Here is a 12,708-nt window from a genome sequence, read left to right on the forward strand (position 1 = left end):
CATCGGTGGATCGAGGTTTAGCGGGTCTCCATACGCCAGGTTACGCCCACCTGTCACCTCAGTGACGAAGGACACCCTCCATCTGAGCGGCGCGTGCGACCGATCGGGTGACCGACTCGACTACCGCAGGGTCGAACGGACTGGGAACCACACGATCGGGCGTGGGGTGAGGGACACAGGCTGCGATGGCCTCGGCGGCTGCCAGCTTCATGCCCTCCGTGATGCGGGAAGCACCAACGCTCAGGGCCCCCTTGAAGATCCCGGGGAAGGCGAGGACGTTATTGATCTGGTTCGGATAGTCGCTGCGCCCCGTCGCCACGATGGCGGCGTGGCGCGCCGCGATCTCGGGGTGCACCTCGGGGTCGGGGTTGGCGAGCGCAAAGATCATGGCGTCCTTGGCCATGCGGCTCACGGCAGCCTCGGGGACCGTGCCCCCGGCCACCCCGATCAGGACGTCCGCCCCGCGCAGGGCCCGGGCGACGTCGCCCGAGAGGTCGCGGTGGTTGGTGGTGGCGGCGAGCTGACGCTTGTGCGGCGGCAGGTCGGTGCGGTGCGAGCCGATGATCCCCTGCCGGTCGCAGACCACGATGTCGCGCACGCCCACCCGCTGCAGCACCTTGGTGATGGCGACCCCGGCCGCACCGGCCCCCGTGATGACGATGCGCAGGTCGGCGAGCTCCCGGCCGAGCACCTTCGCGCCGTTCATCAGGCCGGCGAGCGTCACGATCGCCGTGCCGTGCTGGTCGTCGTGAAAGACGGGGATGTCCAGGCGGTCCTTCAACCGCTGCTCGATCTCGAAGCAGCGAGGGGCGCTGATGTCCTCGAGGTTGACGCCGCCGAAGGTCGGCGCCAGCGCGACCACCGTCTCGACGATCTGGTCGGCGTCCGTCGTGTCCAGGCAGATCGGGACGGCGTTGAGACCGCCGAAGTGCTTGAACAGCATCGCCTTGCCCTCCATCACCGGCATGGCGGCGTGCGGCCCGATGTCGCCGAGCCCGAGCACCGCGGTGCCGTCGCTGACGACCGCGATGGTCGAGGCGCGGGAGGTGTAGGTGTCGACGAGCGAGAGGTTCTCCGCGATGGCCGTGCACACCTTGGCCACGCCCGGGCTGTAGGCACGAGAGAGGTCGGTGGCGTCCCGGACCTCGCACCGCAGGGCGGTCTCGATCTTGCCGCCGAGGTGCATGGCAAAGATCGGGTCGGTCGGGTCGGGGACGATCGGGTCGGGCGTGGTGGTCAGGCGGGACGCGTGGGCATAGGACATGGCATACCCCAAAGGACGGCGTGGCAGCGCTGGGCGCGTGGTCGTCGCGACGGGATGGGTCGCCGTTCGTGCCGATGGTCTCGGTGCGTCACCCCCGGCATACGGCTCTGTGGTGGGAGCCGAGCCGCCGACGGGCGATCACGGTCCCCACAGGCTACCGACCGGTATGCCGCCCGTCATCGTGCCCTCGGTCACAGGACCGGGACGGCTCGTCGTCAGCCCTGACGCGGGTACTCCCGGTCACCCTCCACGTCCGGGTCGCCGTCGATCACGTGGACCGCGGCCTCCTCGGCCGAGGCGGCGCCCCCGCTGAAGCCCTCGTCGTTGGCCAGGAGGTCGGACTCCCGGTCCTCGTGCGCCCCCTCGTCGGGTGCCACCAGACGCCCGGCGCGGCGATCGCCGACCTCGGGGTCACCCAGGAAGTCATCCTCGACCGAGATCGCGTCGGGGTCGTCCCCGCCCACCCGGTCGTCGCGGTGGCGCACGTGGGCCCGCGGGTCGTGCTCGTCCTGCGGGTCGTCCGGCAGCTCCTCCTCGAGGCGCATGTCGATCGACTCCCCGTCGTGCTGCTCCTGCGCCGTGATGCCATAGCTCTCGACCTCACGGGGACGCTCCGGCGGGGAGTAGCCCTCGTCCAGCAGGTCGTCCACGCCCCGGTCGAGCAGCTGGTCCTCGCCGCTCAGCTGGGTCTCGTCGTCGATGCTGAAGGAGTCCTGGTCGCCGCTGTCGCCGGGCTCGAGGTCGTACTGGTCGCTCATGCCCACACTCTGCCACGCGGACGTCCCGGATCGGGCGGCAGGCACCAGGACGAGTCGACGCAAGCCCCCGCGAGGGTTGGACCGTTCACCTATCCTGATCGGCGTGCCCGACACGGACGTCGGCCCCAGCGCCGGCCGCCCCCTCCCCCCTCGTCTCCCCCTCGTGCCCGCCCAGCGCGGGATGCTGCAGGGGCACCTGGCCGACCCCGGCTCCCCCGCCTGGAGCGTCGCGCTCCTGACGGAGCTCGCCGGGCCCGTGGACGCCGACGCGCTGGCCGATGCCGTGCGCCGCGTCTCGGTCGAGATGCCGACCCTGCGGCTGAGGGTGGACGTGAGCACCGAGCCCGCACGGCAGTACGTCGCGGACCTGACCGACGACGTCGTCACCGTCTCCCGGCTCGACGTCGTCTCCCGCCTCGACGCCCCTGATGCCACTGCTGTCCCTGACGCCCCTGACGCCGCTGACGTCCACGACCTCGACGACGAGCGCACGGCGGCACGGGAGCTGGCCGAGCGCCTCTGCGCCGAGCCCTGGGACGTCCACACCGGCGGGCCGCTGGTCCGGCACGTGCTGCTCGCGGGACGCACAGGCGTCTGGGGTGCAGCGCGCCCTGCACGCCGTGGTCGACGGCTACGGTGCCTGGCTGGGACGCGACCGCGTCGTGGAGCACTACAACCACCTCGTCTCCGGCACGGAGTTCCCGGACCGCGCCTACCCCTCCGTGGAGGAGCTCGTCACCCAGCCGCGACGGTCCGAGGACGATCAGCGCGACTTCTGGCGCGAGTACCTCCAGGGGGCGCCCGAGCGGGTCTCCCCCGCCGACCGGGCCCACCACGTCGTCGCCCGCCCCCACCGCCACGACGTGGTGCTGCCGCCGTCGGTGCGCGTGGGGCTCGGCGCGACCGTCGGCAACCGCGTCTGGACCTACCCGCTGATCGCGGCGGGCGCGGCATACAGCGCCCGCGTCAGCGAGGAGCGCAGCGCGGTGATCGGCCTGCCCGTGGTCGCGCGCGACACCGTCGTCGACCGTGCCGTGACCGTCAACATGATGAATGTCGTCCCGCTCCGCGTCGGCCTCGAGGACGACGACGACCTGGCCGCCCTGACCAGGCGCGTCGTCGAGAGCGCCCGCGCGACCCGGCCCTACCACCAGACGCCGACGGAGACGATCTTCGAGGCCGTGCCGTCGGCCTGGCGGGCCGGGCGCCTGCACGGGCCCACGATCAACGTCATGCCGTATGACGACGACCCCGTCGTCCCTGGCGTCACCGTCACGACGCAGGCCCTGCAACGCGGACCTGTCTACGACCTGCTGCTGACCATCCACCCGCTCGCCGACGGCTCCCTCGCGATCGAGTGCGAGGCCCATCCCGAGATCTACACGGCCGAGCAGACCCGTTGGCACGCCGAACGGTTCGCCACGTTCGTGGCGCGCCTCGCAAGCCACGCCACGCTGCCACGCCACTGACGGAGGTCGACCACCTGCTGCCGGAGGAGGCCGAGGCGGCCGCCCTCCTGGCCCGCCCGCGCACCAGCAGCGCGCCGGACGCCCCGGCGCCGCGCTGGGGCGACGTCCTCTCCCCGGACCAGCTGACGGTGCCCGGGCTCGACGCCTCCGAGCCCCGTGGCTACGCGATCCGTGACGCCCTCGGTCGGGCGACGGGCTTCACCCAGGTCGGCGAGCTCGTCGCCCGCACCGCGTCAGGGACCGTCGCCACCGGGCAGCTCGCGGCGCTCCTCCCGGACGGACGCGTGGTGGCGCACGGCCCCGTGGAGGGGCGGCGGCAGGTCTACGGCCGGCACGTCGAGGCCGACGGTGTGGCCCACGACGTGGCCCTGCTCGACGGGGTCGAGTCGTGCACCGCCACGTGGGAGGGCCGCCGCCTGGCCCTCACCGTCACGCTCACCCCCGGCGCGTCGGAGGCCGACGTCGCCCGCGCCGCCAAGCAGACCGCGCCCTCGGGCACCCGACCCGTCGTGCACCTGAGCGCCCTCGTCTGAGCTCAGTGGTGCATGCCGGGCATCATCGTGCCGCCCGGCATCTCGTGCTGCCCGCCGCCCTGGGTCCACCCCATGACGGCGGGGTCGAGCATCCCGGCGATCATGGCGACGTGGGCGACCACGAGGAACACCGCCACGAAGACCACGTGCAGCTTGCGGGCGTGGCGCTCGTCCCGCGCGATCAGGCCCGCCGCCACGAGGCTGATGCCGACCATCGGCACGGCGCCGAGCAGGTAGGCCAGGACCGCGATGACATCGGCCGGCCCTCGCCATCCACCGTCGAGGGTGAGCGGGATGACGGCGTGCCGGAGCAGGTGGACGAGGATCGCGACCATCACCGGCCCCGCGAGCAGGCCCGCCCAGCGGCTGAGCCCGTGCACCCACGACGGCGCAGGGCGGGCAAACAGGATGACCAGCTCCGTGATCGCCAGGGTCTCGGCGAGGATCACGGGAATCGCCATGAACAGCAAGAGGTTCCAGGGCTGCTGGACCGCGAGCAGGCCCATGTAATGCGTCATCGACATCCCGTCCATGCCGCTGCCCTGGGTGCGGTCGGGCGCCACCAGGCCGCCGACCACGGCCAGCGCCGTGAGGACCGCGAGGGTGGTGGCGGCACCGCGCCGCGGTGCGTGATCGGTCGTGGCGGGGGTGGCCGCGGTCAGCGTGCTCATGATGGTCTCCCGGGTTCGGTCGAGCTCGATGGGGACCACGCTGCGCCACGCTTGCGAAGAGCTGCCGCAGGAACTGTGAAGGTTCTATGAAGGTCAGGCCGGGGGCAAGGCGATGGTGAAGGTCGCTCCCGTGCCCGGGCCGTCGCTGCGGACGTCGAGGGTGCCTCCGTGGGCCGAGACGATGGCCTGCGAGATGGACAGTCCCACACCGGTCCCCGTGACGGACTCGGGATCGCGGCGCCGTCCCGGGTCAGCGCGGTAGAAGCGCTCGAACACGTGCGGGAGGTGCTCAGCCGCGATGCCCGACCCGGTGTCGCTGACCGCGACCGTGGTGCCCGTCGCGCGGCTGCGCACCTCGATCCGGACCCCGTCCCCCGCCGTGCAGTGCTGCAGCGCGTTGCGCAGGAGGTTGTCGACCACCTGGCCGAGCCGTGACGGGTCGGCGCGCACCCGCGCAGGAGGGTCCTCGCCGACGTCGAGCTCCAGGCGCACCCCCTGACGGCCGTATGCCGCAGCCGCCGCACCGGTGGCCGCCCGGACCACATCGGCCGGGTCCACCGCCTCTCTCCGCAGGTCGAGCCGCCCCTCCTCGGCAGCAGACACGTCTTTGAGGTCGGTGGCGAGGCGCTCGAGGCGCCGGGTCTGGGCGCGCAGCGTGTCGAGCGTCGCGTCGTCGAGGGGTGTCACACCGTCCTCGACCGCCTCGAGGGTCACCTGGATCGCCGCGATCGGGGTGCGCATCTCGTGCGAGAGATCGGTGAGCAGGCGGCGACGGGTGGCCTCCGTGCCGGCGATCTGCCCGGCCATGGCGTTGAACGTCCGTGCCACGGCGTCCAGCTCTCGCCCCGTCGGCTGCATCATCACCGGCTGGTCGTAGTGGCCCTGGGCGACCTCGTCGGCGCCCCTGGCGAGCGCGTCCAGGGCGCGGCCGATCCGGCGGGTCACGAAGGCGCTGGCCCCGACCGCCGCCAGGACCGCGAGCGCGACACCGGCCCCCATCGACGCCAGCCCCGCGGACCGGAACGCCTCCTGGGCGTGTGCGAGGAGCTGCGGCTGCTCGCCGTGGCCCGCCTCGTGCATGTGCTGGTCGAACACCGCCGGCCCGACGATGAGCGCTGCGACGACCATAGTGACGGTCATCGCGGCGATCACCGCCACCTGGGCGAGCACCAGCCGGTGGGTCAGCGACCCGTTCACCCGTCGGGACTTCATCGCCCCGTCCCCATCCGGTAGCCGACGCCACGCACGGTGGAGACGTAGCGCGGGCTGGCGGGATCGTCGCCCAGCTTGCGGCGGACGTGGGCGACGTGCACGTCGACCAGGCGGTCGTCGCCGACCCAGTCAGGCCCCCAGACGGCGTCCACGAGCTGGCGCCTCGAGTACGCGAGCCGCGGCTGGCTGGACAGGGCGTCGAGTACGTCGAACTCGGTGCGCGTCAGGTCGACCAGCACCCCTCCCACCTCGACCTCCCGCGCGTCGGGGTCGATCACGAGGTCACCGAAGATGCGGCGGGCCGAGCGCTGGACCAGCCCACCCGACCTCGGGCGACGCAGCAGGACGTGCACCCTGGCGACGAGCTCGCGCGCGCTGAACGGCTTGGTCATGTAGTCGTCGGCCCCCACGGACAGCCCCACCAGCAGGTCGACCTCGTCGGCGCGCGCGGTCAGCATCAGGACGTAGCAGTCGGAGAAGGTGCGGATCTGGCGACACACCTCGACGCCGTCCAGCCCGGGCAGGCCCAGGTCGAGCACCACCACCTCGGGCACCCACCCACGGGCGACCTCCACCGCCTCGCGACCGTCCGCGACCACGCACGTCTGGAAGCCGGCCCGGTCCAGGTAGGTGGCAACCGTGCCTGCGAGCACGGGCTCGTCATCGACGACCAGGGCACGGACCGGTGCAGGTGCGGGCTGCATGGCCCCAGTGTCACGCACCCGACGGCTTTCCCACGTTCTTTCGCACGAGGCCCCGGTGGAATACCCGGTGGGGCGAGTCTGTTCCGTCATATACCCCCTAGGGGTATATGACATCGAGAGGACCAGGACCATGCGTCACGACCACGCCCAGCACAGGAGTCACGACGACCACGGCGGGCACGAGCACGCGGACCACGTCGAGGTCTTTCGCCGCCTCTTCTGGGTGATGCTGGTCCTTGCCGTCCCGGTCGTCGGCCTCAGCGAGATGTTCGCGATGCTCGCCGGCTACTCCCTGCCCGAGAGCTCTTGGCTGCCATGGGTCTCACCGGTCCTCGGCACGGTGATGTACCTCTGGGGCGGCCGACCGTTTCTCGAGGGCGGCTGGTCGGAGACACGCTCGCGCAGGCCCGGCATGATGCTGCTCATCGCGCTCGCCCTCACTGTTGCGTTCGGGGCCTCCTGGGGCGCGAGCCTGGGGCTGGTCGACCACACCCTCGACTTCTGGTGGGAGCTGGCGCTGCTGGTGGTGATCATGCTCCTCGGGCACTGGATCGAGATGAGGTCTCTGGCCCAGACCACCTCCGCGCTCGACTCGCTCGCCGCCCTCCTCCCGGACGAGGCCGAGAAGGTCGTCGGCGACGACGTGGTTGCCGTCGACCCCTCCGAGCTGGTGGTCGGTGACGTCGTCGTCGTCCGTCCGGGGGCCTCGGTCCCGGTGGATGGCCGGATCGTCGCCGGGTCCGCCAGCATGGACGAGTCCATGATCACCGGCGAGTCGCGGACCGTCCGCCGGGCAGCCGGCGACGCCGTGGTCGCGGGCACCGTCGCCACCGACTCGGGCCTGCGGGTCCAGGTGACGGCCGTCGGTGACGACACCACCCTCGCCGGGGTCCGCGCTCTGGTCGCCGACGCCCAGTCGTCCACCTCGCGAGCCCAGCGGATCGCCGACAGGGCTGCGGCCTGGCTGTTCTGGTTCGCGCTCGCGGCCGCGATCGTGACTGCGATCGTCTGGACCAGTGCGGGTATGCCGGACTCGGCCGTCATCCGCACCATCACGGTGCTCGTCATCGCCTGCCCCCACGCCCTGGGCCTGGCCATCCCGCTGGTCGTCCAGATCGCCACCGAGCGAGCCGCCCGCGGAGGTGTCCTCGTCAAGGACCGACTGGCGCTGGAGTCCATGCGCACGGTGGACACCGTGCTCGTCGACAAGACCGGCACGCTGACCAAGGGCGAGCCCACCGTCACCGCCGTGGAGCCCGCCCGGGGTCGTTCGGCCGACGAGCTGCTTGCGCTGGCCGCCGCCGCGGAGACCGACAGCGAGCACCCTCTCGCACGCGCCATCGTCGGCGCCTCCCAGGCGCGAGCGATCTCGGTGGGGCGCGCCACCGACTTCTCGTCGTCGCCCGCAGTGGGCGTCCGAGCAACGGTCGACGGGTCCGTGGTCGAGGTCGGTGGTCCACAGCTCCTCGAGCACCGGGCCCAGCGCGAGCTCCCCGCGGCGGATGCCTGGCGCGCCGAGGGCGCGATCATCCTCCACGTCCTGGTCGACGGCGAGGTGGCCGGGGCGCTGAGGCTCGCCGACGAGATCCGGGCCGAGTCCCGCGAGACGGTCGACGCCTTGCACGACCTCGGCATACAGGTGGTCATGATCACGGGCGACGCGCAGGCCGTGGCCGACACCGTCGGCCACGAGCTCGGCATCGACCGCGTCTTTGCGGGCGTCCGACCGGAGGACAAGTCCGCCAAGGTCGCAGAGCTGCAGGCCGAGGGCCGCCGGGTCGCGATGGTCGGCGACGGCGTCAACGACGCTCCCGCCCTCGCCCAGGCGGACGTCGGCATCGCGATCGGGGCCGGCACGGACGTCGCGATCGGCTCGGCCGGCGTCGTCCTCGCATCCTCCGACCCGCGGTCGGTCCTGTCGGTGGTCGAGCTGTCCCGGGCCACCTACGCCAAGATGCGCCAGAACCTCTGGTGGGCCGCCGGCTACAACCTCGTCTCGGTGCCACTCGCCGCAGGGGTGCTCGCACCCGTGGGCTTCGTCCTCCCCATGAGCGTCGGCGCCGTCCTGATGTCCCTGTCCACCGTGGTCGTGGCCGTCAACGCGCAGCTCCTGCGCCGTCTCGACCTCTCCCCCGGACAGAGCGCACACCGCCTCCGGGCCGCCTGACCGCGGCAGGCCGCGGCGGCATGCCGCGCGCTCAGTCGTTGCTGTCGGGATCGGCCGCGGGCGCTCTGCTCGACCGGGTCTCGGCGACGCGGGTGAGGGCGGCCTCCACCAGCTGCGCGTTCCCGGCAGCGGTCGCGCCGCCCGGCAGCCGGGTGGTGTCTTCGAGGCCGACCCGGGTGTCCAGCCCCAGTCGGGCAGCGAGGTCGACGGCTGCCCAGGTGCTGCCCTCTGCGCCGTGGAGCAGGACCGGGAGCTCCGGCTCGAGGCGGTGGACTCCGTCGACGAGTGGTGTCGCCTGACGGGCCACCCAGGCGGCGGCATCCTCGTCTGGGACGTCGGCCAGCTCGACCAAGGCTCGCAAGCAGCTCCCGCGCCAGGGCGAGGCCTGCCACCGGGCCAGCCCTTCCCCGGGCCAGATCCCGGCCTCGACGCCGATGCCGCGGTCGATCAGGGCGGCGGCGACGTCGTCCGCTCCCTCCTCGTGCCAGTTGACCGAGGCGAAGTCGGGCAGCGCCGTCCACGACCGGACCGACCGGACCCGTGCCGCCGGGTCGGGTGACGCCCAGGCGCCGGTGGTCACGCCCACGGGAACGCCCGGACACGCCTGTCGAACGGCCAGCACGAACCTCGCCACGTCATCGCGTCCAAGGTGTCCACCCCGGCGGCGTCCTTGGGGTGGACGTGAACGGCTGAGGCGCCGGCATCGACAGCCGCCCGCGCCTCCACCGCGACCTCGCGCTCGGGCCTCGCGGCTCGGCGTCAGTGAGGACCGCAGGGACCCAGGGGCATGCGAAGGGCCCCGACCAGCGTCTCCGCCGGCCGGGGCCCTTGCTTCTGTCTCAACACAGAGCGCACCCGAAGGGATTCGAACCCCTAACCTTCTGATCCGTAGTCAGATGCTCTATCCGTTGAGCTACGGGTGCAGTCGCTGCGCCGCCCGTGGGGGCGTCCGCAACGAGGTCCGACTTTACAGCAGAGGGGGCCTCCCCACGAAATCGGTCGACCGGACCCGAGCCGGTGGCGGCCTCAGTAGCGGCGGCGGGGCCGGGTGTGGGTGACCAGGCGAACCAGCGAGGGCGGACCCTGCAGCAGGTAGCGACGGGCCAGCCGCTTGGGCTCGCGCGACAGGCGGTAGGCCCACTCGAGGTGGTTGTCCTGGTAGAACTGCGGCGCCCGCTGCACGGTCCCCGCGATGAAGTCGGCCGCCGCGCCGTAGGCCAGCAGGGCCCGCGCCCCGGACGCGATGCCGTGGTCGCGGATCCAGTCCTCCTGGCGCGGTTTGCCCAGCCCCACGACGGCGACGTCGGTGCCGGCCTCGCGCACCGTCTCGGCCCAGCGGGCCGCGCCCTCGGGCGAGGTGATGTCGGCCCGCTCCGGGGCCCAGGTCCCCGCGATGCGGAGGTCCGGCAGACGGCGGCCGAGCTCCTCGCGCAGACGCACGTGCATGTCCGGCATACCGCCGAGGAAGCCGACCGACGCACCCTCCTCGGCCGCGACGCGCAGCTGGGGCTCCAGCAGGCTCGCGCCCGTCAGCCGGGGGTAGGTCACGCCGGTCACCCGCTTGGCCGTGAGGACGAAGGGCGCGCCGTCCATGAGGGTCAGCCAGCGCAGACCGCCAGAGCCGTCGCCCACCGAGCCGGCAGAGCGGTCGTGCGAGCCCGAGGGGTACCAGTGGAGGTGGTCGAGGTTGGCGGACTCGATGGCGAGCGGGCGGCCCTCGCCCCGCAGGGCGGCGCGATAGAGGTCCATGACCTCCTGCTCGCTCCCGGCGTCGACCTGGACCCCACCCAACAGCAGCTGCTGCACGTGACCGCACTCCTCGCGTCTCGTCATACGAATCTCGACTCAACTATGTCAGGCAAGGTGAGCCTCAGTGTGACCTTCCCCGCAGATCGAGTCTCTCGGTGGCCGGGCCTGTGGGCAGCGGTTACCGTGACTAGCACGCCTTGCCAATGACGGCAACCAGAAGGGATGGCCGGATCCACATGTCCACCACGCACAAGAAGCTCGCGGCCTGGGTCGAGGAGATCGCCGCTCTGACGACGCCGGACCAGATCCACTGGATCACCGGCACGGACGAGGAGGCCGCGCAGCTCAACCAGGCGCTGGTCGACTCCGGGACCTTCATCAAGCTCGCCGAGGACAAGAAGCCCAACAGCTACTACGCCGCCTCGGACCCGGGTGACGTCGCTCGCGTGGAGGACCGCACCTACATCTGCTCCAAGGACGAGAAGGACGCGGGCTTCACCAACAACTGGATGGCCCCGGACGAGATGAAGGGCATCATGCGCGACCTCTACCAGGGGTGCATGAAGGGCCGCACGATGTACGTCATCCCCTTCGTGATGGGCCACCTCGAGGCCGACCAGCCGATGTACGGCGTCGAGATCACCGACTCCGCCTATGTCGTCGCCTCGATGCGCGTCATGGCCCGCGTCGGCTCGGACGTGCTCAAGCAGATGGAGGTGACGCAGGCCGACTTCGTCGAGTGCCTGCACTCCGTCGGCGCGCCGCTGGCCGAGGGCGAGCAGGACGTCCCGTGGCCCTGCAACGACACCAAGTACATCGTCCACTTCCCCGAGGAGCGCGCGATCTGGTCCTTCGGGTCCGGCTACGGCGGCAACGCCCTGCTCGGCAAGAAGTGCTACGCCCTGCGCATCGCGTCGGCCATCGCCCACGACGAGGGCTGGATGGCCGAGCACATGCTGATCCTCAAGCTCACCAACCCCGAGGGCAAGACCCACTACATCGCCGCCGCCTTCCCCAGCGCCTGCGGCAAGACCAACCTCGCCATGCTCGCCCCCACCATCCCCGGCTGGAGGGCCGAGATGGTCGGCGACGACATCGCCTGGATGCGCTTCGGCGAGGACGGCCGGCTGTATGCCGTCAACCCCGAGTTCGGCCTCTTCGGCGTCGCTCCCGGCACGGGGTGGAGCACCAACCGGTCCGCGATGGAGACGATCGAGGCCGGCAACTCGGTGTTCACCAATGTCGCCCGCACCAAGGACGGCGACGTCTGGTGGGAGGGCATGACCGACGAGAAGCCCGCCGAGCTCATCGACTGGAAGGGCAACGAGTGGACCCCGGAGTCGGGGGAGAAGGCCGCCCACCCCAACGCCCGCTTCTGCACACCGATCAGCCAGTGCCCGATGGCCGCGGCGGAGTACGACTCCCCCAACGGCGTGCCGATCTCGGCGATCCTCTTCGGCGGGCGTCGCGCCACGACCATCCCGCTCGTGGCCCAGTCCCGCGACTGGACGCACGGCACCTACATGGGCGCCACGCTCTCCTCGGAGACCACGGCCGCCGCGGTCGGTGCGGTCGGCGTCGTGCGCCGCGACCCGATGGCCATGCTGCCCTTCATCGGCTACAACGCCGGTGACTACGTCCAGCACTGGCTCACCATCGGCCAGAAGGGCGACGCGGACAAGCTGCCCAAGATCTTTCAGGTCAACTGGTTCCGCAAGGACGACGACGGCAAGTTCGTGTGGCCGGGCTTCGGCGAGAACTCCCGCGTCCTCGCCTGGGTCGTCGACCGCCTCGAGGGCAAGGCCGAGGGCGTCGAGTCCCCGATCGGCCTGCTGCCCAAGCCTGAGGAGATCAACACCGACGGCCTCGACCTGACCGACGAGCAGCTCGCCACCGCGCTGGCCTTCGACAAGGCCAGCTGGGAGAAGGAGCTCCCCCTGGTCGAGGAGTGGTTCGGCAAGTTCGGCGACGAGCTGCCCGCCGAGCTGCGCGCCGAGCTCGACGGTCTCAAGGAGCGCGTCGCCAACGCCTGACCCGCCGGGGGTAAAGGCATCGACCGGCCTTCGTTCGCCAGGCTGATGCACCTACCCCCGGTAGGTCCATCGACCAGCCTTCGTTCGCCAGGCTGATGTGACCAAGGCCGGTCGATCTGCTTCTCCGGTATGCCGAAGCCCGGCGCGT

At 71.8% G+C, this 12,708-nt stretch carries 11 protein-coding genes and 1 tRNA gene; 4 read left to right on the forward strand and 8 right to left on the reverse strand.

Going from position 1 to position 12,708, the window contains the following annotated elements:
* Positions 1-58: 58 nt before the first annotated feature.
* A complete protein-coding gene (locus B4E97_RS17420; protein ID WP_414632804.1) occupies positions 59-1,264 on the reverse strand; it encodes an NAD(P)-dependent malic enzyme in 1,206 nt (401 codons plus the stop codon).
* A 215-nt stretch (positions 1,265-1,479) separates the two neighbouring features.
* Positions 1,480-2,022, reverse strand: coding sequence for a DUF5709 domain-containing protein (locus tag B4E97_RS17425; RefSeq protein WP_286960987.1), 543 nt, complete (start codon positions 2,020-2,022; stop codon positions 1,480-1,482).
* A 599-nt stretch (positions 2,023-2,621) separates the two neighbouring features.
* Here B4E97_RS17425 and B4E97_RS17430 point away from each other — a divergent pair.
* Both B4E97_RS17430 and B4E97_RS17435 read left to right on the forward strand, forming a co-directional pair.
* Positions 2,622-3,491 carry a condensation domain-containing protein gene (locus B4E97_RS17430; RefSeq protein WP_286960989.1) on the forward strand — a complete coding sequence of 290 codons (870 nt, stop codon included), beginning with the start codon at positions 2,622-2,624 and terminating at the stop codon, positions 3,489-3,491.
* On the forward strand, positions 3,422-4,024 hold the full coding sequence (locus B4E97_RS17435; RefSeq protein WP_286960991.1) for a hypothetical protein: 603 nt from the start codon (positions 3,422-3,424) through the stop codon (positions 4,022-4,024). The genes B4E97_RS17430 and B4E97_RS17435 overlap by 70 nt, the downstream gene beginning before the upstream one ends.
* 2 nt (positions 4,025-4,026) lie before the next feature.
* On the opposite strand, the gene B4E97_RS17440 is transcribed toward B4E97_RS17435, so the two are convergent.
* From B4E97_RS17440 to B4E97_RS17450, 3 genes are all read right to left on the reverse strand, one after another.
* On the reverse strand, positions 4,027-4,695 hold the full coding sequence (locus B4E97_RS17440; RefSeq protein ID WP_037212943.1) for a DUF6803 family protein: 669 nt from the start codon (positions 4,693-4,695) through the stop codon (positions 4,027-4,029).
* 93 nt (positions 4,696-4,788) lie between these two features.
* Entirely contained in the window at positions 4,789-5,907 is a 1,119-nt protein-coding gene (locus tag B4E97_RS17445; protein ID WP_286960992.1) for a sensor histidine kinase, read from the reverse strand.
* A complete protein-coding gene (locus tag B4E97_RS17450; RefSeq protein WP_019285259.1) occupies positions 5,904-6,611 on the reverse strand; it encodes a response regulator transcription factor in 708 nt (235 codons plus the stop codon). Before B4E97_RS17450 ends, B4E97_RS17445 begins: the two co-directional genes overlap by 4 nt.
* Positions 6,612-6,741: 130 nt before the next feature.
* Between B4E97_RS17450 and B4E97_RS17455 the strand changes: the two genes are divergently transcribed.
* Positions 6,742-8,778 (forward strand): heavy metal translocating P-type ATPase, encoded by a 2,037-nt coding sequence (locus tag B4E97_RS17455; protein WP_239261574.1) that lies wholly within the window; start codon positions 6,742-6,744, stop codon positions 8,776-8,778.
* A gap of 31 nt (positions 8,779-8,809) precedes the next feature.
* Here B4E97_RS17455 and B4E97_RS17460 read toward each other — a convergent pair whose 3' ends face one another.
* The 3 genes from B4E97_RS17460 to B4E97_RS17470 form a co-directional block, all read right to left on the reverse strand.
* Positions 8,810-9,358, reverse strand: coding sequence for a 3-keto-5-aminohexanoate cleavage protein (locus tag B4E97_RS17460; protein ID WP_286960994.1), 549 nt, complete (start codon positions 9,356-9,358; stop codon positions 8,810-8,812).
* A gap of 270 nt (positions 9,359-9,628) precedes the next feature.
* Positions 9,629-9,701 (reverse strand) — tRNA-Arg (locus B4E97_RS17465).
* A 103-nt stretch (positions 9,702-9,804) separates the two neighbouring features.
* On the reverse strand, positions 9,805-10,611 hold the full coding sequence (locus B4E97_RS17470; RefSeq protein ID WP_286958177.1) for a WecB/TagA/CpsF family glycosyltransferase: 807 nt from the start codon (positions 10,609-10,611) through the stop codon (positions 9,805-9,807).
* Positions 10,612-10,730: 119 nt separating this feature from the next.
* On the opposite strand from B4E97_RS17470, the gene B4E97_RS17475 reads away from it, so the two are divergent.
* Positions 10,731-12,560, forward strand: coding sequence for a phosphoenolpyruvate carboxykinase (GTP) (locus B4E97_RS17475; protein WP_414632805.1), 1,830 nt, complete (start codon positions 10,731-10,733; stop codon positions 12,558-12,560).
* The last annotated feature ends 148 nt before the right edge of the window (positions 12,561-12,708 follow it).

This window comes from Arsenicicoccus sp. UBA7492 (assembly GCF_002479615.1).
Taxonomy (GTDB): domain Bacteria; phylum Actinomycetota; class Actinomycetes; order Actinomycetales; family Dermatophilaceae; genus Arsenicicoccus; species Arsenicicoccus bolidensis.

Bases quoted from the DNA above. Each gene is read 5' to 3' on its own strand.
- B4E97_RS17440 (WP_037212943.1), bottom strand. From the start codon at position 4,695: ATGAGCACGCTGACCGCGGCCACCCCCGCCACGACCGATCACGCACCG.
- B4E97_RS17425 (WP_286960987.1), bottom strand. From the start codon at position 2,022: ATGAGCGACCAGTACGACCTCGAGCCCGGCGACAGCGGCGACCAGGAC.
- B4E97_RS17445 (WP_286960992.1), bottom strand. From the start codon at position 5,907: ATGAAGTCCCGACGGGTGAACGGGTCGCTGACCCACCGGCTGGTGCTC.
- B4E97_RS17450 (WP_019285259.1), bottom strand. From the start codon at position 6,611: ATGCAGCCCGCACCTGCACCGGTCCGTGCCCTGGTCGTCGATGACGAG.
- B4E97_RS17455 (WP_239261574.1), top strand. From the start codon at position 6,742: ATGCGTCACGACCACGCCCAGCACAGGAGTCACGACGACCACGGCGGG.
- B4E97_RS17470 (WP_286958177.1), bottom strand. From the start codon at position 10,611: ATGACGAGACGCGAGGAGTGCGGTCACGTGCAGCAGCTGCTGTTGGGT.
- B4E97_RS17420 (WP_414632804.1), bottom strand. From the start codon at position 1,264: ATGTCCTATGCCCACGCGTCCCGCCTGACCACCACGCCCGACCCGATC.
- B4E97_RS17475 (WP_414632805.1), top strand. From the start codon at position 10,731: ATGACGGCAACCAGAAGGGATGGCCGGATCCACATGTCCACCACGCAC.